The following is an 18,139-nucleotide window of genomic DNA, read 5'->3' as shown; positions in this document are numbered from 1 at the left end:
CGGGGTGGGGCGCCCGGACCGTCAGAGGCGCGTGATGTTGCGCTCGTACACCAGCCGGAGGCCGATCAGCGTGAGCCACGGCTCGTGCTCGTCGATCTCCGACGACTCCCCCAGCACCATCGGCGCCAGACCGCCCGTCGCGATCACGGTGACCTCGTCGGGGTCCTGCGGGCTCAGCTCGCGCTTCATGCGGTGGACGACGCCGTCGACCTGGCCCGCGAAGCCGTACACGATGCCCGACTGCATCGCCTCGACCGTGTTCTTGCCGATCACGCTCCGCGGCCGGGCCAGTTCGATCTTGCGGAGCTGGGCGCCCTTGACGCCGAGGGCGTCGACGGAGATCTCGATACCGGGGGCGATGACCCCGCCCACGTACTCGCCGCGCGCGCTGACCGCGTCGAACGTGGTGGCCGTGCCGAAGTCGACGACGATCGCCGGGCCGCCGTACAGCTCGACCGCCGCGACCGAGTTGATGATGCGGTCCGCGCCGACCTCCTTGGGGTGGTCGGTGAGGACGGGCACCCCGGTCTTGACGCCCGGCTCCACCAGGATCGCCGGCACGTCGCCGTAGTAGCGGCGGGTGACCTCGCGCAGTTCGTGGAGGACCGCGGGGACCGTGGAGCAGATGCAGATGCCCTCGATGCCGTCCCCCAGCTCCATCCCGAGCAGGGGGTGCATTCCCATCAGCCCCTGGAGGAGGACCGCCAGCTCGTCGGCGGTGCGGCGGGCGTCGGTGGAGATCCGCCAGTGTTCGACGATCTCCTCGCCGTCGAAGAGCCCCAGGACCATATGGGTGTTGCCGACATCAATGGTGAGCAGCATCAGGCAGTCCCCTCGCGGGGGTCCGCCGCGCCGCCGCCGGTCCCTGCGGGATCGGGTGCGCGCAGGTCGAGGCCGATGTCGAGGATGCGCGACGAGTGGGTGAGCGCGCCGACCGCGAGATAGTCGACGCCGGTGTCCGCGTAGGCGCGGGCGTTGTCGAGAGTGAGCCGGCCGGAGGATTCGAGGACCGCGCGGCCCGCGACCAGCGCCACGGCCTCCGCGGTCTGCCCGGGGGTGAAGTTGTCGAGCAGGATCAGGTCCGCGCCCGCCTCGATGACCTCCCGGACCTGGTCGAGGGTGTCGGCCTCAACCTCCACGGGCACGCCGGGGAAGACGTCCCGTACCGCCTTGAACGCCTCGGCGACACCTCCCGCCGCGACCACGTGGTTGTCCTTGACCAGGGCCGCGTCCGAGAGGGACATCCGGTGGTTGACCCCGCCGCCGCAGCGCACCGCGTACTTCTCCAGGGCGCGCAGTCCGGGCGTCGTCTTGCGGGTGTCGCGGACCTTCGCGCCGGTGCCCTCCAGGGCATCGGCCCAGGCGCGGGTGGCGGTCGCGATACCGGAGAGACGGCAGAGGATGTTGAGCGCGCTGCGCTCGCCGGTGAGCAGTTCGCGGGTGCGGGTGGTGACGGAGAGCAGTTTCTGCCCCGCCTCGACGCGGTCGCCGTCGGCGACGTGCCGCTCCACCTCGAACTCGTCGGTGGCGACGATGGAGAGGACGGCCTCGGCGATCTGGATGCCCGCGACCGTACCCGCTTCGCGGGCGGTGAAGTCGCCGGTGGCGACGGCGTCGCCGGGGACGGTCGCCACGCTCGTCACGTCCACGCCGCCGTCGAGGTCCTCGCTGAGCGCGAGGTGGGCGATGTCCTCGACCTGGACGGGGTCGAGACCGGCCTCGGCGAGGAGGACGGCGAGGGCGGGGTCGAGACCGCATTCGTACAGCTCGTCGTCGGATGCTCCGCCGTCCGCCGCGCCACCGCAGCCGCAGGAGTCCCCGCAGCCCCCGCCCGCGGCGGGGACACCGATCTGGATCAGGGGTACGTCCACGGGGACCGGACGTTCTTCGGGCGTGCTCACGGCTGGTGCTCCCTGGAGGATGTCGGGGGAAAGGCGGTGCTCTCGGTGCGGTGGACAACGAGCGTCCGGTCGGGGGCGAGACGGATCACCAGATGGCGGTGCCAGGCCCGGTCGTCGCGGTCGGGACGGTCCTCCCGCCAGTGGCAGCCGCGGGTCTCCTCGCGCTCCAGTGCCGCGGCGGTGAGGACGCGGGCGACGCAGAGGAGGTTGGTGGTCTCCCAGGCGTCGACACCGGGGACGGCGGGCTTGGCCGTACCGGAGACGGTATCGGGGGCCGGGGCGGGTCCGGGCGTAGTGGGTGCGGGCGCCGTGGGGGCGGGCGCGGGTTCGGCCTCCGCGCGGATCGCCTCCAGGGCGCGGGCCGCTTCCGCGAGGCTCTCGGCGGAGCGCAGGACACCCGCGCCGAGGGACATGGTCCGCTGGATACGGGCGCGGGCGCCGGGGTCGATCAGCGGGAGGACGGTGGGCGCGGTGGCCGGTACGGGGGCCGGGGCGTTGCCGGAAGCCGTACCGTCACCATCAGCACCGTCGGCGCCGACTCGGGCGATGTCCGCGGCGATGCGCTCGGCGAAGACCAGCCCTTCGAGGAGGGAGTTGGAGGCGAGGCGGTTCGCGCCGTGCACCCCCGTACAGGCGACCTCCCCGCAGGCGTACAGACCGGGGACGGTGGTCCGGCCGTACGAGTCGGTCCGGACGCCGCCGGAGGCGTAGTGCGCGGCGGGGGCGACGGGGATCGGCTCGCTGACGGGGTCGATGCCGTGGGCCCGGCAGGCGGCGAGGATGGTCGGGAAGCGGTGCTCCCACATCTCCGCGCCGAAGTGCCGGGCGTCGAGGTACATATGGTCGGCGCCCTGTTCCCGCATCCGCCGCATGATCGCCTTGGCGACGATGTCCCGGGGCGCCAGCTCGGCCAGTTCGTGCTGTCCGAGCATGAAGCGGGTGCCGGACGCGTCGACGAGATGGGCGCCCTCGCCCCGTACCGCTTCGGACACCAGCGGCTGCTGGCCCTCCGAGCCCGTGCCCAGGAAGAGCACGGTGGGGTGGAACTGGACGAACTCCAGGTCCGATACCTCGGCCCCGGCGCGCAGGGCGAGCGCGACGCCGTCGCCGGTGGACACGGCGGGGTTGGTGGTCGCGGAGAAGATCTGGCCCATACCGCCGGTGGCGAGGACGACCGCCGGGGCGCGGACGGCGCCGACGCCGTCGTGCTGGCCCTCGCCCATGACATGGAGGCTGATACCCGCGGTGCGCCCGGCGGCGTCGGTGAGGAGGTCGAGCACGAGGGCGTTCTCGATGGTGCGGAGACCGGCGGTACGGACCGCCTCGACCAGGGCGCGGGAGATTTCGGCGCCGGTCGCGTCGCCGCCCGCGTGGGCGATCCGGCGGCGGTGGTGGCCGCCCTCGCGGGTCAGTTCTATCTCGCCCGTCTCGGGGGAGGTGTCGAAGTGCGCGCCGGTGGCGATGAGCCTGCGGACGGCGCCGGGGCCCTCGGTGACGAGCAGCCGTACGGCCTCCTCGTCGCAGAGGCCCGCGCCCGCGACCAGGGTGTCGGCGAGATGCTGCTCGGGGCTGTCGCCCTCACCGAGGGCGGCGGCTATGCCGCCCTGGGCCCAGCGGGTGGAGCCGTCGTCGAGCCTGGCCTTGGTGACGACGACGGTCGAGAGACCGGCGGCGGCGCAGCGCAGGGCGGCGGTGAGTCCGGCGACGCCGGAGCCGACCACGACGACGTCGGCGTCGATCGCCCAGCCGGGCGCGGGCGCGTCGAGCCGTATCCCGGGGGCGGGGGGCACCGGGGCCGGGTGGCGGGGGCGGGCGGTCACGGCGTGGCTCCGAAACTCAGCGGGATGTTGTCGATCAGCCGGGTCGTGCCGACTCGGGCGGCGACGGCGAGGACGGCATCGCCCCGGTGGCCGTCGGGGACCTCGGTGAAGTCGGCTGGGTCGACGAGGGCCAGATAGTCGACGGTCAGCGGCGGGGTGGCGCGGGTCGCGTCGTCGAGGACGGTACGGGCGGCGGCCCGGACCGCGTCGGCGCCGCCGGGGCCCGCGAGGGCGACGGCAGCGGCATCGGCGGCCGCACGGGCCTCACCCATCTTGGACAGCGCTTCGGCGCGGGCCTGGGGGTGTTTGCCGGAGGCCGCTCTGGCGTAGAGCGCCTGCTGGGCGGCGAGCCGGTCGCGGGCGGCGAACAGGGCGGCGGACAGGGCGAGCGCGGTATGCCGCTCGGCCGTCGACAGATAGCGGTTACGGCTGGACAGGGCCAGCCCGTCGGGCTCCCGGACGGTGTCGACGCCGACGATCTCCACGGGGAAATCGAGGTCATGGGCCATCCGCCGGATCAGCGCGAGCTGCTGGGCGTCCTTCTGGCCGAAGAGGGCGAGGTCGGGGCGGGTGAGCTGGAGGAGTTTGGCGACGACGGTCAGCATGCCGTCGAAGTGTCCGGGCCGGCTGGCGCCTTCGAGGCGTTCGCCCATCGGGCCCGCGGTGATCCGGACCTGCGGCTGCCCGCCGGGATACATCTCGGCGGCGGAGGGGGCGAAGACCGCGTCGGCGCCCGCGTCGGCGGCGACGACGAGGTCGGCGGCGAGGGTGCGGGGATAGCGGTCGAGGTCTTCGCCCGCGCCGAACTGGAGGGGGTTGACGAAGACGGTGACGACGACGCGGCCGGCAGCTCCGGCCCGGGCCCTGGCGGTGCGGACGAGGCCGGCGTGGCCCTCGTGGAGGGCGCCCATGGTCATGACGACGGCGGTACGGGCCGCGGGGTCCGCCTGGCCGGGGGCGGTGGTCCAGGTGTGCAGTTCGGTTCTGGTACGGAGCAGGGCAAGGCCCTGGGGCACGTCGGGCGCCCGGTCCGGCGCCTGGTCCGGCGCTTGGTCCGGCGCTTGGCCGGACATCCGGTCGGGCGCGTGGTCGGGTGCGTGGTCGAGGTCGCGGCTCATGGGCGGTCGCCCTCCTGCCCGTCGCGGCCCCCTTCTCTGCCGTCACGGCCGTCACGGCCGTCGGCGAGGACGCCGAGCAGATCCTCGGCCAGCTCCGGCTTGAGCAGGCCGTGGGCCAGGGCGCGGTCCGCGGTGGTACGGGCCATCGCCAGATATCCGGCGACCGTCCCCGGGGCGTGCTTGCGCAGCTCCGCGACGTGCGCCGCGACCGTACCGGCGTCGCCGCGGGCGACGGGTCCGGTGAGGGCCGCGTCACCCGAGCGCAGGGCGTTGTCCAGGGCGGCGCCGAGGAGGGGGCCGAGCATCCGGTCGGGGGCGGCGACGCCCGCCTCGCGGAGCAACTCCATCGACTGGGCGACCAGGGTCACCAGGTGGTTCGCGCCGAGGGCGAGGGCCGCGTGATAGAGCGGACGGGCCTGCTCGGCGATCCACTCGGGCTCGCCGCCCATCTCGATGACCAGCGCCTCGGCGGCCAGCCGCAGCTCTTCGGGCGCGGTCACCCCGAAGGAGCAGCCCGCGAGCCGCTGGACGTCCACCGCGGTGCCGGTGAACGTCATCGCCGGATGAAGGGCGAGCGGCAGCGCGCCGGCCCGGGTCGCCGGGTCGAGCACCGCCGTACCGTACCGGCCGGAGGTGTGGACGAGGAGCTGTCCCGGGCGGACGGCGCCGGTACCGACGAGTCCTTCGACGAGCGCGGGGAGCGCGTCGTCGGGGACGGTCAGGAGGACCAGCTCCGCGCGCGCGAGCACCTCGGCGGGCGGGACCAAGGGGACATCGGGAAGAAGCTCGGCGGCCCGGCGGCGGGAGGCGTCGGAGACTCCGGAAACGGCGACGGGACGGTGTCCGGCGAGCCGGAGCGCGGCGGCGAGCGCCGGTCCGACCCGGCCTGCTCCGACGACGCCCACGGTCAGCCGGGCGGGGCGGTCACGGGGGTCGGGCGGTTGCTGCTGGGGGGCTGATGCGTTCACGCGGTGGGGCCTTCCGTTCCAGTCCGCGGTGGGTACCGGACGATGTTCCGTCATGCTACGCCAGGGCTGTCGGCGCCCCTCCGGTTGTCCACAGGCGAGTTATCCACAGGGCGTGGACGGCCGCCGGGGGCTGGTGAATCATCGGGTGGATCGGGTGGATCGGGTGGATCGGGTGGACGATCGTGGGTGATCGCGGAGGGACCGGTGGCGGATCCGCCGGGATCCGTGCGGACGGGGTCCGTCCGCACGGCCTCGCGCGGCAGGGACGGGGGAATCGGCAGTGACGGAAGAAGAGGATCTCCAGACGGGCAGGAGGGCCGTCTGGCGGGCGGCCGAGCGGACGCTGTGGCGGCGGCCGACGGACCTGACGATGGGCGAGCGCCTCGCGGAGCTGACGGCCGCGGCGGGCGCGGTTGCCGATCTCGACGCCTGCTCCGACTGGTACGGGAGCGGGGTGGTCGAGGAGCTGGAGCGCCGGGTGGCCGGGCTGCTGGGGCTGCCCGCCGCGGTCTACTTCCCGACGGGCACGATGGCGCAGCAGGTCGCGCTCCGCTGCTGGGCGGAGCGGACCCGCAGCCGGACGGTGGCGCTGCATCCGCTGGCCCATCCCGAGCTGCACGAGCGGGGTGCGTTCGGCACGGTCAGCGGGCTGCGGACGGTGCATCCGACGGCGGAGCCCCGGCTGCCGACGGCCGAGGAGGTCCGGGGTTTCGGAGAGCCGTTCGGGGCGCTGATGCTGGAGCTGCCGCTGCGGGAGGCGGGGTTCGTGCTGCCCTCGTGGGAGGAGCTGGCCGAGGTCACGGAGGCGGCGCGCGAGCGGGACGCGGTGGTCCACTTCGACGGGGCGCGGCTGTGGGAGTGCCCGTCGCACTTCGGCCGCCCGCTGCACGAGATCGCGGCCCTCGCGGACAGTGTGTACGTGTCGTTCTACAAGTCGCTGGGCGGTCTGTCGGGTGCGGCACTGGCGGGCCCGGAGGATGTGGTCGCGGAGGCCCGCGCCTGGCGCCACCGGTACGGGGGCCTGGTCTTCCAGCAGTTCCCCGCGGTCCTCTCGGCGCTTGTGGGCCTGGAGCGGGAGCTGCCGAAGCTCCCGTCGTACGCGGCGCAGGCGAAGGTGGTCGCGGCGGCGATGGCGGAGGCGTTCGGGGAGTCCCCCGCGCCCTGGTTCCGGGTCCACCCGGGGATACCGCATACGCACCAGTTCCTGGTGTGGCTGCCGTATCCGCCGGAGGTGCTGATGGCGGCGTCCCTCGCCCTGTCCGATGAGACCGGGACGACGCTCTTCCACTCCTGGTCCGAGGAGTCCCGGGTCCCGGGGATCTCGGCGTCGGAGGTGACGGTCGCCGAGGCGGGCCTGGAATGGACCGAGGGCGATGTGAAGAAGGCGGTGGCGGAGTTCATGGTGCGGGTGGTGAGGGAAGCCGCGGCGCGGAAGGACGGCTGAGCCGACCCGGGCCTGCGCGCTGGGCCGTGCCGGGCCCCGCCCCGGGCCGGCTCAGACGGCGGGCCCGGGGTCCCTCCCCTGGGTCGGTCGGCTCAGGCGGGCGCGCCGGGGCGGCCGCGGGCGGCCATCCAGATGGTGAGTTCGCGGGCGATGCCGTCGATATCGGACGAGACGGTGACCTCGTGCTCGTTCCTCGCACTGTCGCGGCGGACGACCTCGTAGGCGTTCCCGCCCACCGTGCCCACGAGGGTCACGGTGGCGGACCAGTGCGGGGCGGGGACATCGGGCCGGACGGTGAGGAAGGTGTTGCCGGAGTCGTCGAGGTCGCTGATCATCATGAACAGCCCGTCCTCCGACGGATCGTCGATCCGGTCCCCGTCCTCGCTGTCGGCCCGGTAGTAGTCGGCACCCATCCGTATCTCCCCTCGCCCTGCCGTTCCCGGCGGCGGCCAGCATGCCACCCCCCACCGACAGGCACCCGCCCTACGGGGCTACGTCACCAGATCGTCCGGTGACGGCCCGGCGCCGTACTTCACCGCGTCCTGCGGGCAGGCGTACTGGACGGCCGGTGGCCCGCTGGCGCGCTCCACCGTCCCGACGACGACGGGTGCGGCGGTCTCGCGCCCGCAGCGGACGCAGAAGGTGCGGAAGGATTCGGACGAGTCGTTGAGGAGCGCCTCGCGGGTCATGCGGCGACCCCCGTCCTGACCTGGTGGACGTACTCGGCGGTGTAGGGGTAGTCCCAGCCGATTTCCGCCCAGGCGGTGGCGTAGAAGCGCTCGCGCTGCTCGGGAGTGAGTGCGTGCACCTCGTACGCCGTGAAGATCGCGCGGGCGGTATCCGCGCTCGGCCCGGTCCAGGGCCGGGCCCACGGTGATACGGGAGTGGGGGCGGGTGCGGGAGGTGCGGCCGGTCCGGAGGTACGGTGCCGGCCGCGGGCGGGCAGTAACAGGCGCAGCGCCCAGGCGAGGGCGCGAACTGTAACGTCTCGCATGTCGGTTCAGCTCTCTGACTAGCTGTGTCGGCAAGCCCCGAGTGACCGATTAGGCCCGGCCGCTCGGGGCGCTTCTGTGTTCGCGGACGCGCGGCAGCACAGGGCTGCGGTCCGGTTGGTGACTTCGTTGGCTACGAGTGGGGCCCGGGCTGCGTGCGCAGGCCGGTGAGCAGATGCCGGAAGCGGGCGTTGCTCGCGGCGGCATCCTGCGCACCGATACCGGCCGTGAACTCGCGGCACGTGACCTCGACGAAGGCCTCCACGGCCTGTGGGTCGGCCTGCTGCCAACTGGGGATGCCCGCAAGCCATGCCAGCGCGTCAGCGGGTGACTGCTCCAAGCACATGAGCCACGTCGCCGTGTAGGCGGCATCGACCCATGAGGGCCCGAGTGCGGGCATGGCCCAGTCCACGAAGTACGCGGTGCCACTGTCCCGGTCGATCAGGACGTTGTGCGGGTTCGTGTCGGTGTGGAGGAGGTGCGTGCCATGGAGCGCTTCCGCTTCCCCGGGCTTCAACGGCACGTCGAACCGGTCGGACAGTTGCGGAACGGGGAATGCGGGTGCTCGCAGGTCGTACATCCGGTTCAGGGTGTCCGCGACGGCCTTCAGGTCGTTCGTTCCCGGCCCGTAGTCGACGTGTCGCCCGTCGATATGAGTGAACGCCAGAGCAAGCCATCCGGTCGCGTCGAAACGGTGGCGGACGGTCGGCCCGATCCCGCCGACCATGCTGTTGATCCGCTCTTCGCGGAGCAGACTGTCCATCCCGCGCTTGTCGGATGTGCGTACACCTTTGAGAAACAGGCGCCCGCTTCCGCGGGTGTGCATCTCCAGCGCGACGGTGCAGTTGAATCCACTGGCCACGCTCTTCGATGCGATCACCGGTCCGGTGTGTGCCTGGATGGTGTCGCGCAGTTCGGCCGGCAGCTCTTCCCACCGGACTCGTTCGGTCATCGGTTCCTCATTCGGTCCTGGAGGAGGCACCGGCCACCCGATGCCTCCTCTTTCGTCATCGACTCAGCGCTGCGTGGTCCCGCACTTGCGGCACCGGTCCGCTCCGCTCCACTTGACCCACTCGTGGTCACACTCACTCAGAATCCACGGATTCATTGCCGAACCTCTCTGTTGGTGTGATGCCTTCCCGGGCCGGGTCGGCTCCGGGAGGACTACGCCGTCGCCGCGACGGCCCGGGAACGGGCTTTGCCCTGCCGAGCCCGAGGTATCGCCGGACCGGCTCGTAGACGCCGGGGGCGAAGGTGTCGAGCAGAAAGGGCGGGACCCACGCCGTGTAGGCGATCTCCCGAGGGGCGGCGACTCCGGCGGCGCCGGAGACGAACGCGCAGGCGACGTAGACGATGCGGCGGCCGGTCAGCGGATGATCGCGAGCCCCGATCCGTACCAGGCCCGACACATTCAGCCCGACCTCCTCGCGGGCTTCCCGTACCGCGGCTTCTTCCGGGCTCTCTCCCGCCTCGACCTTCCCGGCGGGGAACTGCCACGAGAGGTCGCCCTCCGGGACACGGCGCCGGACGAGCACGATGCGCCCGTCCATGGGCCGGGTGATGACGGCGGCGGCAACCGGCGGGACGTGGTCGGGGTCCGGCATCGCGGTGGTCACTCGCATCGGGCCCGGACCTCGCATTCCACAAGGCTCGACACGATCAGTTCGAATCGCGTATGCCCGGTCGCGAGGGTGTGTTTCCAGGCCCAATCCGCCACATCGGTGGCGCTCATTCGGCTGGGCCGAGCCGGCGGCTCCGCCCGGCAGGGCCGGGATCCCGAGAGGCACGTCATGTGCGCTCGGACGTCCTCGGCCGGTACACGTTTCAGCGTCCAGTCCATCGGATGCCCCTATGGGTGCGTCTGTTCGGACGGAGCAGAGCCGTTCGCCAAAAGGGCAGCGTCAACAAGGCCATTTGGTGCGGCTGAACCTCGTTGTAGCGGCTTTGCTACCAAGGGCTGTCAGCGTGACCTACGGTTGGAGAACAGTTCAACCTGACATCCAGGTAAGTAAAGTTGGTGCGCTCATGGTCAACCGGAAGATCTTGACTCCCGAAGCAAGCCGCCAAGCTGCCTTCGGTGCCCGAGTGCGCAGTTCGCGCGAGGCACGAGGATGGACGCAACAAGATCTCGCCACTCGATTGGAGTGCTCGGCTGCCTTGATTTCGCACGTCGAAACTGGTCGCAAGATGCCAACTTTACGTTTCTCGCGAAGTCTGGATGTGGTCTTCGGTCAAGTTGGAGTGGTGGACACCTTCGAGCAGCAGTACCGAGAAATAAAGTACGGCGTCTTGTTGGAGGGCTTCCCGGAGTACCTGGCCCACGAGGGGCGAGCCGCAGAGATCCGGCTCTTCGAGTCAGGCCTGATCCCCGGCCCCCTTCAGACTCGGGCGTACGCGCAAGCCTTGGCCGACAGCGCAGTGAGACGAGGCACCGTTACGCGGGAGCAAGCAGACCGACGAGTGCAGGTGCTTCTGGACCGACAAGCCGCGCTGGTTCGCCCTCTGCCTCCCATCATGATCGTGGTGCTGGATGAGAGCTGTATCCGCCGCCCTATTGGCGGGGAGGCCGTGATGGATGAACAGCTGGCAAGGCTGACGGCGTTTGCCGAGCTACCACATGTCGTGTTCCACATCGCCCCATTCGACATTGGTGAGCGACGCCCGTTCGACAGGCTGGTCAATCTGCTCACCCTCCCCGACAGATCGGTGATGTCGTACGTTGAGTCACAGACGCAGGGGTACCTGGACCGTGAACCAAATTCCGTTCTGCCGCTGGTCAGGGCATACCATCAGCTACAGGCCACCTCGCTGTCAGAGGCAGATTCAGTCGGCATGATTCACCAGCTACGAAGGGGCACTCCGTGACGACGGAACGCAAAAACCATCACTGGGTCAAATCCTCCTACAGCAACAACGGCGGCTCCTGCATCGAGTGGGCCCCGGCGCACGCCACCGCCTCCGGCATAGTCCCGGTCCGGGACAGCAAATGCCCGACCGGTCCCATACTCACGGTCTCCGTCGACGCCTTCGCCGGACTCGTCGCGCTCGCCCGGAGCGCCGACCTCTAGGACCCGCGCCCCGAGCCCCGTACGGACCCGTTCCGTACGGGGCTCGGCCGTGCTCACCCCCGCTCCCCCGAGCCGCCCCTTCCCGCCCACCGCTCCCGCAGCGAGCGTCTGCGGCGGCGGGCCAGGGGGGCCTGGGAGGCCAGTTCGCGGGTGGCCTGCCAGTCCAGGGTGCCGGGGCGGGGCGGGAGGCGGGTGCCGTGGGCCGTGGCGCGGTAGCTGTCGATCATGTGCTGGTGGAGAGCGTTCATGTCCTTCACGCTCCGCCCGGCCCTCCGGCTCCGTCACGTCGATTGACGACCCCCGTCAACCGTCGTCCCGACGGACTCGGCGGGCCCGCAGAATGGGATGCGTGAGCGTCACCATCGACATCGCCGGGCTCCCCCGGGAGCAGACCGCCTTCGAGATCTCCCCCCTCGCGGAGCTGGGGATGGCCCTGCACGCCCTGTCCACGCCCGGGCACCACCCCGGGCTGCACGGCTGGGCGACCGCCACCGCCGCCGGGCTCTCTCCCGATCTCGCGGACCGTCTCCACGAGGGCGAATTCCTCTGGCAGACCACCCACTCCGATGTGCTCATGCCCTTCGCGGGGCTGCTGTCGTCCCCCCGGCGGCCGGGCGCCACGCTCGCCGAGGAGCTGGACCTGGTGGACCGGCTCGACGACGAGCGGTTCGCCGCGGCCGCCCTCGACTTCACCTGCGGTATGTCGTACGGGAAGGGCGGCGACGTCCTGGGCGATCCGGTGCACCGCGACCGGACCCTGGCCCTGGCCGCCGCCCGCGGCCCCCAGGTGCTGGCCGCCGCCCGGCAGCTCCTGGAGGACCTTCCGGCCTTCCGCGCCTGGCTGCGCAGGCTCCTGGAGGACTGCGACGAGGCGTTCTTCGCGGACGCCTGGAGCCGGGTCGCGCCGCAGCTCGCGGCCGACGCCCGGCACAAGGCGGAGATCCTGCGCCACAAGGGCCTCACCGAGGCGCTGCACGCCGTGTCGCCCGCGGTCTCCGTGGACGAGGGGCTGACCCGGATCACCGTCGACAAGCTCGTCTCCGGCCGGACCACCGCGGTGGATCCGGCCGTCGGCACCGGGCTGACCCTCGTCCCTTCGGTCTTCGGCAGGCCCCATCTCCTGGTGCTGCACGCCCCCGGCTGGCGGCCGGTGATCCTGTACCCGGTCGGCGGCGGTCCCGAGTTCACCGGCCCGGGCTCCGTCGAGCTGCTGAAGCTCCGGATGGAGGCCCTCGCGCACCCCATGCGCATCCAGCTCTGCCGCAATCTGGCGCGTACCCCGCACACCACCAGCGAGCTGGCCGAGGCGCACGGCATCACCGCTCCCGAAGTCTCCCGCCATCTGGCCGTACTGAAGAAGGCCGGGGTGATCACCACCCGGCGCCGGGGCCGCTACGTACTGCACCAGCTCGATGTCGCCGTCGTCGCCAGGCTCGGCAGCGACTTCCTGGAGGCCGTACTCCGCTGACAGCCCCCCGGCAGGCGGGCCGCTCAGACGATGCGGATATGCCGCAGGCCCGTCCATGCCTTCCGCAGCCGGTGGGTCAGCGGCCCGTCCGTGTTGGGCCGCAGCGCCAGGCCCGCCGAGGCCGCGATCCGGTCCGCGACCTGCGGCACCCCGATCCCGTCGGTACGGATGTGCTCCGCGAACATCGGATCCCGCAGCCCCTCCAGACAGCGGTCCAGCATCCCCACCGCGAAGCTTTCGGTCTTCAGCCCGCGCCCCAGGCCGCGCTCCCGCAGCCGCCGCAGAACCGTCTCCCGCTCCGCGAGGAGCGCGAAGTGGCGCACCTCGTGGCCCGCCTCCCGCAGCCGGCCGACGGTCTCGTCGAAGTAGCGGGGTTCGACCACCGTCATGGGCGCGATGACCACTCCCCGGTACGACCGCAACGTACGGTCCAGTGCCTCGAAAACCCCCTGCCGCCAGGCCGGATAGGTCTGGAAGTCGGTTCTGAGGGCCTTCGGGGTCATACCGTGCAGCCCGAAGCCCACCCGCTCCGGATCGGCGACGAAGCCGCCGGGCAGCCTGCGCAGCAGCTCGTGTGCGGTCTGGGTCTTGCCGCCCCCGAAGGGGCCGTTGATCCACAGCAGCATGCGCCCGACCCTACCGAGCCCGGCCCTGCCGAGCCGGACCCTGCCGAGCCGCCCGCCCGGTTCAGCGCCCGCCGACCGGACCGCCGCCGCCCGCGCGCACCAGCCCCGACTCGTACGCCAGCACCACCACCTGGACCCGGTCCCGCAGCCCCAGCTTGGTCAGGATCCGGCCGACGTGCGTCTTCACCGTCGCCTCCGAGAGCACCAGCTTCGCGGCGATCTCGCCGTTCGACATGCCCTGCGCGACCAGCAGCATCACCTCGCGTTCGCGCTCGGTGAGCCGTTCCATGTCCTTGTTGGCGGGCTCCGTACCGTGGCTCGGCAGCATCGGCGAGAACCGGTCCAGCAGCCGCCGGGTGGTCGACGGCGCCACCACCGCGTCCCCGCTGTGCACGGAGCGGATCGCCGCCAGCAGCTCCCCGGGCGGCACATCCTTCAGCATGAACCCGCTGGCCCCCGCCTTCAGCCCGGAGAACGCGTACTCGTCGAGGTCGAAAGTGGTCAGGATCAGCACCTTCGGGGCGTTCGGCTCGGCGCAGATCCGCCGGGTGGCCTCCACCCCGTCCAGCCGCGGCATGCGGACGTCCATCAGGACGACGTCGACCGCCGTGGCACGGAGGATGTCGATCGCCTCCGCGCCGTCCCCGGCCTCCGCGACGACCTCCATGTCCGGCTGGGCGGCGAGCACCATCCGGAATCCGGTCCGCAGCAGCACCTGGTCGTCGACGAGCATCACCCGAATGGACATGTCTGCTGGTTCCTCATATCTGTGTAGTGAGCCGGCGTGTGCGTGGCGGGGGCGGGGGCGGACGGTCAGGCGGTACGGAGGGGGAGCAGCGCGCTGATCCGGAACCCTCCGCCGGGGCGCGGGCCGGCGTCCAGCGTGCCGCCGACCATACCGACGCGTTCCCGCATGCCGATGAGCCCGTGGCCCTGCCCGTCCAAACCGCCGTCCTCGTACAGCTCGTGCGCCGCGCCGCGGCCGTCGTCCTCGACGAGCAGTCCGAGCCCGTCGTCGAAGTACACGAGCCGGACGCTGGCCCCCGCCTCCGGCCCGCCGTGCTTACGGGTGTTCGTCAGGGCTTCCTGCACGATGCGGTACGCGGTCAGCTCCACCCCGCTCGGGAGCTGCCGCGGCGTCCCTTCGATCTTGAAGTCGACGGTCAGTCCGGATCTGCGGACCTGTTCCACCAGGTCTTCGATCTGCTGGACATCGGGCTGCGGTACGTACTCGCCGCTCTCGGGGCCGTCCCCGGTGCGCAGTACGCCGAGGAGCCGCCGCATCTCCGCCAGCGCCTGGCGGCCCGTGGTGGAGATCGTCTCCAGGGCCTGTTTGGCCTGGTCGGGGGCGGCGTCGAGAACGTATGCGGCGCCGTCGGCCTGGACCACCATCACGGACACGTTGTGCGCGACGACATCGTGCAGCTCGCGGGCGATCCGGGCGCGTTCGGCGGCCACGGCGACCTTCCCCTGGGCCTCGCGCTCCTTCTCCAGCCGGTGGGCCCGCTCCTCCAGCTCGGCGAAGTAGGCGCGGCGGGTCCTGATGGAGTCACCGAGGACCCAGGCCAGGGCGAAGGGCACGGTCAGGATGATGGTGATGAAGATCTGGCCGAGGGCGGTGGTATCCGGCTGCGGCCAGCGGATCTGCGAGAACGTGGCCGCGCTCAACCCGCCGATCAGCGCGAACCGCGAGGCCCACCGCGAGGTGGACTGGGCCGCGACGGTGTAGATGATCACCAGCATGGCGAAGTTGCCGGGACCCTGCTCGACATCGGTCACCAGTTGGACGACCCCGATCAGGGCCGCCAGCAGCAGCATCTTCTCGGGCATCCTGCGGCGCAGCGCCACGACGAGACTCAGCCCCACACCGAGCGGGAGCATGACCCATGACCGCTCGACCGGGCCGGCCGGCTCGGCCCACACCAGGACCGAAAACCCCATGAGGACGACGGCCCAGAAGCAGTCGACGCCCGTGGGGTGTCTGCGGAGGAAGTCGTAAAAACGCTGCACGTAACCCAGCGTAGGGAAGGCCGACAGGTGTAGAGGTCAACCGTCAGAGCGATACCGGCCGCGGGGGCATACTCCACAAGGTGGAGACTGCTGGGCGTGGCGAACGAGGAGACCAACGGTGTGGCGGGAGAGTCCGCTGGTCAGGGCCCTGAGCAGCGGATGGGTGAGCGGGCGGGGCGGGGGTTCGGCGGTCCGGACGGCGGGAACGGAAGGGACCGGAGGGAACTCCTGATGGTGAGCGGCGGCGAAGCCGGGTGTCACCCGGACGAAAGTGAAGTACGACACGTTTCATCCGGGGGTCCAGCCGGGGGTGGCCCGATGGCGTCCGGCCCGGGTGGCGCCGCCCGCAGGAGCCACGGGGGCGGGGAGGGCGTGCCCGAGCACCGGGCCGCGGGCCATGAGGGCGTACCCGCGCACGGGCCCGGCGCCCCGGGATCCGCCGGGGGCGGGTGGCTCGGCTGGCGGGAGGCCACCGAGCGGGCCCTCTACGGCGACCCGGACGGGTTCTATCTCCGTCCCGAGGGGCCCGCAGGTCACTTCCGTACCTCCGTCCACGCCTCCCCGCTCTTTGCCGCCGCCGTCGCCCGGCTGCTCGTCGAGACGGCCGCCGGTCTGGACCCCGCCGCCGGGCCGCCCGCCTTCGTCGATCTGGGCGCGGGCCGGGGCGAACTGGTCCGCGGGGTGCTGGCGGCCCTGCCCGACGGCTTTCCGGTCCGGGCGTACGCCGTGGAGCTGGCGCCCCGGCCCGCCGGTCTCGACCAGCGCATCGTCTGGACGGCAGCACCGCCCGAGGGGGTGAGCGGGCTGCTGTTCGCCAACGAGTGGCTCGACAACGTGCCCGTCGACATCGCCGAGACCGACGAAGCGGGCGTATCCCGGCTGGTCGAGGTCCGGGCCGACGGCAGCGAACGGCTCGGCGCGCCGGTCGCCGGTGCGGACGCCAAGTGGCTGGCCCGCTGGTGGCCGCCGGACGGGCCCGGGACGCGGGCCGAGATCGGGCGGCCGCGCGACGAGGCCTGGGCGGCGGCCGTCGGCACTCTGCGCGCCGGGCTCGCGGTCGCCGTCGACTACGGGCACCTCGCGGGGGCCCGGCCCCCGTACGGCACCCTCACCGGCTTCCGCGGCGGGCGCGAGGTACCCCCCGTACCGGACGGCACCTGCGATCTGACCTCGCACGTCGCCCTGGACTCCTGCGCCCTGCCGGGGGCCCGGCTCACCACCCAGCGCGAGGCCCTGACCGCGCTCGGCGTCACCGGCGCCCGGCCGCCGCTGGCGCTGGCCGCCACCGATCCGGGGGCGTATCTGCGGGCGCTGTCGGCGGCCGGGGAGGCCGGGGAACTGCTCGCCCGCGGCGGTCTCGGCGACTTCCTCTGGCTGCACCAGCCCGTACGGTGACGGGGCGCGGGGACCGCGGCGACGGCGGGGAACGGCGAGAGCGGGGGCGGACCCGGCGGGCCGTACAGCCGGAGATCCGGCGGGCGATCCGGCGGGCCGTACAGCGGGAGATACTGAGCCCATGACGGAGACGACGTTCAGCCTCGGCGGCACCGCGGAAAGCACCGACATGGTGCTCAACATCGGGCCCCAGCATCCGTCCACCCACGGGGTGCTCCGGCTCCGGCTGGTGCTGGACGGCGAGATCGTGCGGCACGCCGAACCCGTCGTCGGCTATATGCACCGCGGCGCCGAGAAGCTCTTCGAGGCACGCGACTACCGCCAGATCATCATGCTCGCCAACCGCCACGACTGGCTGTCCGCGTTCTCGAACGAGCTGGGCGTCGTGATGGCCGTCGAGCGGATGCTCGGTATGGAGGTGCCGGAGCGGGCGGTCTGGCTCCGGACCCTGCTCGCCGAGTTGAACCGGGTGCTGAACCATCTGATGTTCCTCGGCTCCTATCCGCTGGAGCTGGGCGGGATCACGCCCGTCTTCCACGCCTTCCGGGAGCGCGAGGAGCTGCAGACGGTGATGGAGGAGGTGTCCGGCGGCCGGATGCACTACATGTTCAACCGGGTCGGCGGGCTGAAGGAGGACCTTCCGGCGGGCTGGGCGGGCCGGGTGCGGCACGCGGTGGCCGACGTACGGTCCCGGATGGACGTCTACGACAAGCTGGTGCTCGGCAACGAGATCTTCCGGGGCCGGACCAGGGGCGTGGGGGTGCTCGGCGCGGACGCGGTCCACGCGTACGGTGTCAGCGGTCCGATCGCCCGTGCCTCGGGCGTCGATTTCGACCTGCGGCGCGACGAGCCGTATCTGGCGTACGGGGAACTCGCGGACACCCTGAAGGTCGTGACCCGGCCCGACGGGGACTGCCTGGCCCGGTTCGAGGTGCTGCTGGAGCAGACGCACAACTCCCTGGACCTGGCGGACGCCTGCCTCGACCGGCTGGCCGAACTGCCGCCGGGGCCGGTGAACCAGCGGCTGCCGAAGGTGCTGAAGGCGCCCGAGGGGCATACGTACGCCTGGACGGAGAACCCGCTCGGGATCAACGGCTACTACCTGGTCTCCAGGGGCGAGAAGACGCCCTACCGGCTGAAGCTGCGCTCGGCGTCGTACAACAACATCCAGGCGCTGGCGGTGCTGCTGCCGGGGACGCTGGTCGCGGACATGGTGGCGATCCTGGGGTCGCTGTTCTTCGTCGTCGGCGACATCGACAAGTAGCGACACGCTGCGTCCGGCAGGGCCGAGCAGCGGGAGAACTCGAAGGCACCCGGTGCGGACCGTGC

General features: G+C 72.0%; 20 protein-coding genes. 6 read left to right on the top strand and 14 right to left on the bottom strand.

Features of this window, described 5'->3' with window-relative positions; translation table 11 throughout:
- Window positions 1-21 precede the first annotated feature (21 nt).
- The 5 genes from ACIQ9E_RS10705 to ACIQ9E_RS10685 are packed head-to-tail and all read right to left on the bottom strand — an operon-like array spanning window position 22 to window position 5,807.
- Window positions 22-822 carry a type III pantothenate kinase gene (locus ACIQ9E_RS10705; protein ID WP_006347480.1) on the bottom strand — a complete coding sequence of 267 codons (801 nt, stop codon included), beginning with the start codon at window positions 820-822 and terminating at the stop codon, window positions 22-24.
- Window positions 822-1,901 carry a carboxylating nicotinate-nucleotide diphosphorylase gene (gene nadC, locus ACIQ9E_RS10700; protein WP_403705105.1) on the bottom strand — a complete coding sequence of 360 codons (1,080 nt, stop codon included), beginning with the start codon at window positions 1,899-1,901 and terminating at the stop codon, window positions 822-824. The genes ACIQ9E_RS10705 and nadC overlap by 1 nt, the downstream gene beginning before the upstream one ends.
- The gene (locus tag ACIQ9E_RS10695; protein WP_403705102.1) at window positions 1,898-3,721 is read right to left on the bottom strand and encodes an L-aspartate oxidase; all 1,824 of its coding nucleotides are present in this window, start codon (window positions 3,719-3,721) and stop codon (window positions 1,898-1,900) included. The genes nadC and ACIQ9E_RS10695 overlap by 4 nt, the downstream gene beginning before the upstream one ends.
- Complete coding sequence (panC, locus tag ACIQ9E_RS10690) at window positions 3,718-4,839, bottom strand: pantoate--beta-alanine ligase (protein WP_403705099.1); 1,122 nt, start codon at window positions 4,837-4,839, stop codon at window positions 3,718-3,720. The genes ACIQ9E_RS10695 and panC overlap by 4 nt, the downstream gene beginning before the upstream one ends.
- Window positions 4,836-5,807 carry a Rossmann-like and DUF2520 domain-containing protein gene (locus tag ACIQ9E_RS10685; protein ID WP_403705096.1) on the bottom strand — a complete coding sequence of 324 codons (972 nt, stop codon included), beginning with the start codon at window positions 5,805-5,807 and terminating at the stop codon, window positions 4,836-4,838. Before ACIQ9E_RS10685 ends, panC begins: the two co-directional genes overlap by 4 nt.
- 280 nt (window positions 5,808-6,087) lie before the next feature.
- Here ACIQ9E_RS10685 and ACIQ9E_RS10680 point away from each other — a divergent pair, with 280 nt between their 5' ends.
- Complete coding sequence (locus ACIQ9E_RS10680; RefSeq protein WP_403705093.1) at window positions 6,088-7,251, top strand: threonine aldolase family protein; 1,164 nt, start codon at window positions 6,088-6,090, stop codon at window positions 7,249-7,251.
- A gap of 92 nt (window positions 7,252-7,343) precedes the next feature.
- On the opposite strand, the gene ACIQ9E_RS10675 is transcribed toward ACIQ9E_RS10680, so the two are convergent.
- The 5 genes from ACIQ9E_RS10675 to ACIQ9E_RS10655 form a co-directional block, all read right to left on the bottom strand.
- On the bottom strand, window positions 7,344-7,664 hold the full coding sequence (locus tag ACIQ9E_RS10675) for a hypothetical protein (RefSeq protein ID WP_403705090.1): 321 nt from the start codon (window positions 7,662-7,664) through the stop codon (window positions 7,344-7,346).
- A 78-nt stretch (window positions 7,665-7,742) separates the two neighbouring features.
- Window positions 7,743-7,940: a hypothetical protein gene (locus tag ACIQ9E_RS10670; protein ID WP_403705087.1), complete on the bottom strand. Its 198-nt coding sequence runs from the start codon at window positions 7,938-7,940 to the stop codon at window positions 7,743-7,745.
- On the bottom strand, window positions 7,937-8,245 hold the full coding sequence (locus ACIQ9E_RS10665) for a hypothetical protein (RefSeq protein ID WP_403705084.1): 309 nt from the start codon (window positions 8,243-8,245) through the stop codon (window positions 7,937-7,939). The genes ACIQ9E_RS10670 and ACIQ9E_RS10665 overlap by 4 nt, the downstream gene beginning before the upstream one ends.
- A gap of 131 nt (window positions 8,246-8,376) precedes the next feature.
- Window positions 8,377-9,195 (bottom strand): phosphotransferase, encoded by an 819-nt coding sequence (locus tag ACIQ9E_RS10660; protein ID WP_403705081.1) that lies wholly within the window; start codon window positions 9,193-9,195, stop codon window positions 8,377-8,379.
- 133 nt (window positions 9,196-9,328) lie between these two features.
- Window positions 9,329-9,865, bottom strand: coding sequence for an NUDIX hydrolase (locus tag ACIQ9E_RS10655; protein WP_403705078.1), 537 nt, complete (start codon window positions 9,863-9,865; stop codon window positions 9,329-9,331).
- A 403-nt stretch (window positions 9,866-10,268) separates the two neighbouring features.
- Here ACIQ9E_RS10655 and ACIQ9E_RS10650 point away from each other — a divergent pair, with 403 nt between their 5' ends.
- Both ACIQ9E_RS10650 and ACIQ9E_RS10645 read left to right on the top strand, forming a co-directional pair.
- A complete protein-coding gene (locus ACIQ9E_RS10650; RefSeq protein WP_403705075.1) occupies window positions 10,269-11,108 on the top strand; it encodes a Scr1 family TA system antitoxin-like transcriptional regulator in 840 nt (279 codons plus the stop codon).
- Window positions 11,105-11,311 (top strand): DUF397 domain-containing protein, encoded by a 207-nt coding sequence (locus tag ACIQ9E_RS10645; protein WP_403705072.1) that lies wholly within the window; start codon window positions 11,105-11,107, stop codon window positions 11,309-11,311. Before ACIQ9E_RS10650 ends, ACIQ9E_RS10645 begins: the two co-directional genes overlap by 4 nt.
- Window positions 11,312-11,364: 53 nt before the next feature.
- On the opposite strand, the gene ACIQ9E_RS10640 is transcribed toward ACIQ9E_RS10645, so the two are convergent.
- Window positions 11,365-11,559 (bottom strand): hypothetical protein, encoded by a 195-nt coding sequence (locus ACIQ9E_RS10640; protein ID WP_403705069.1) that lies wholly within the window; start codon window positions 11,557-11,559, stop codon window positions 11,365-11,367.
- A 92-nt stretch (window positions 11,560-11,651) separates the two neighbouring features.
- On the opposite strand from ACIQ9E_RS10640, the gene ACIQ9E_RS10635 reads away from it, so the two are divergent.
- Window positions 11,652-12,779: a DUF5937 family protein gene (locus ACIQ9E_RS10635; protein ID WP_403705066.1), complete on the top strand. Its 1,128-nt coding sequence runs from the start codon at window positions 11,652-11,654 to the stop codon at window positions 12,777-12,779.
- 23 nt (window positions 12,780-12,802) lie between these two features.
- Here the strand turns inward: ACIQ9E_RS10635 and ACIQ9E_RS10630 are convergent, their stop codons facing one another.
- The 3 genes from ACIQ9E_RS10630 to ACIQ9E_RS10620 all read right to left on the bottom strand — a co-directional run bounded on the left by ACIQ9E_RS10630 (window position 12,803) and on the right by ACIQ9E_RS10620 (window position 15,415).
- Entirely contained in the window at window positions 12,803-13,405 is a 603-nt protein-coding gene (locus ACIQ9E_RS10630) for an AAA family ATPase (RefSeq protein ID WP_403705064.1), read from the bottom strand.
- A 61-nt stretch (window positions 13,406-13,466) separates the two neighbouring features.
- A complete protein-coding gene (locus ACIQ9E_RS10625; RefSeq protein ID WP_403705061.1) occupies window positions 13,467-14,153 on the bottom strand; it encodes a response regulator in 687 nt (228 codons plus the stop codon).
- Between the two features lie 65 nt (window positions 14,154-14,218).
- Window positions 14,219-15,415, bottom strand: coding sequence for a sensor histidine kinase (locus ACIQ9E_RS10620; protein ID WP_403705058.1), 1,197 nt, complete (start codon window positions 15,413-15,415; stop codon window positions 14,219-14,221).
- A 372-nt stretch (window positions 15,416-15,787) separates the two neighbouring features.
- On the opposite strand from ACIQ9E_RS10620, the gene ACIQ9E_RS10615 reads away from it, so the two are divergent.
- Both ACIQ9E_RS10615 and ACIQ9E_RS10610 read left to right on the top strand, forming a co-directional pair.
- Window positions 15,788-16,810, top strand: coding sequence for an SAM-dependent methyltransferase (locus tag ACIQ9E_RS10615; RefSeq protein WP_403705055.1), 1,023 nt, complete (start codon window positions 15,788-15,790; stop codon window positions 16,808-16,810).
- A gap of 121 nt (window positions 16,811-16,931) precedes the next feature.
- The gene (locus ACIQ9E_RS10610; protein WP_403705052.1) at window positions 16,932-18,074 is read left to right on the top strand and encodes an NADH-quinone oxidoreductase subunit D; all 1,143 of its coding nucleotides are present in this window, start codon (window positions 16,932-16,934) and stop codon (window positions 18,072-18,074) included.
- The last annotated feature ends 65 nt before the right edge of the window (window positions 18,075-18,139 follow it).

Origin of the sequence: Streptomyces sp. NPDC094448 (genome assembly GCF_044763775.1) — a bacterium.
In the GTDB taxonomy this organism is placed as follows: Bacteria; Actinomycetota; Actinomycetes; order Streptomycetales; family Streptomycetaceae; genus Streptomyces.
Note: the sequence above shows the minus strand (reverse complement) of the source record. Positions and strands in the feature narration are given on the sequence as shown.

Excerpts from the sequence above, each read along its gene's own strand:
- ACIQ9E_RS10665 (WP_403705084.1), bottom strand. The coding sequence starts at position 8,245 with ATGCGAGACGTTACAGTTCGCGCCCTCGCCTGGGCGCTGCGCCTGTTA.
- ACIQ9E_RS10630 (WP_403705064.1), bottom strand. The coding sequence starts at position 13,405 with ATGCTGCTGTGGATCAACGGCCCCTTCGGGGGCGGCAAGACCCAGACC.
- panC (WP_403705099.1), bottom strand. The coding sequence starts at position 4,839 with ATGAGCCGCGACCTCGACCACGCACCCGACCACGCGCCCGACCGGATG.
- ACIQ9E_RS10650 (WP_403705075.1), top strand. The coding sequence starts at position 10,269 with ATGGTCAACCGGAAGATCTTGACTCCCGAAGCAAGCCGCCAAGCTGCC.
- ACIQ9E_RS10625 (WP_403705061.1), bottom strand. The coding sequence starts at position 14,153 with ATGTCCATTCGGGTGATGCTCGTCGACGACCAGGTGCTGCTGCGGACC.
- ACIQ9E_RS10640 (WP_403705069.1), bottom strand. The coding sequence starts at position 11,559 with ATGAACGCTCTCCACCAGCACATGATCGACAGCTACCGCGCCACGGCC.
- ACIQ9E_RS10610 (WP_403705052.1), top strand. The coding sequence starts at position 16,932 with ATGACGGAGACGACGTTCAGCCTCGGCGGCACCGCGGAAAGCACCGAC.
- ACIQ9E_RS10675 (WP_403705090.1), bottom strand. The coding sequence starts at position 7,664 with ATGGGTGCCGACTACTACCGGGCCGACAGCGAGGACGGGGACCGGATC.
- ACIQ9E_RS10705 (WP_006347480.1), bottom strand. The coding sequence starts at position 822 with ATGCTGCTCACCATTGATGTCGGCAACACCCATATGGTCCTGGGGCTC.
- ACIQ9E_RS10655 (WP_403705078.1), bottom strand. The coding sequence starts at position 9,865 with ATGCGAGTGACCACCGCGATGCCGGACCCCGACCACGTCCCGCCGGTT.
- ACIQ9E_RS10660 (WP_403705081.1), bottom strand. The coding sequence starts at position 9,195 with ATGACCGAACGAGTCCGGTGGGAAGAGCTGCCGGCCGAACTGCGCGAC.
- ACIQ9E_RS10635 (WP_403705066.1), top strand. The coding sequence starts at position 11,652 with ATGGGATGCGTGAGCGTCACCATCGACATCGCCGGGCTCCCCCGGGAG.
- ACIQ9E_RS10670 (WP_403705087.1), bottom strand. The coding sequence starts at position 7,940 with ATGACCCGCGAGGCGCTCCTCAACGACTCGTCCGAATCCTTCCGCACC.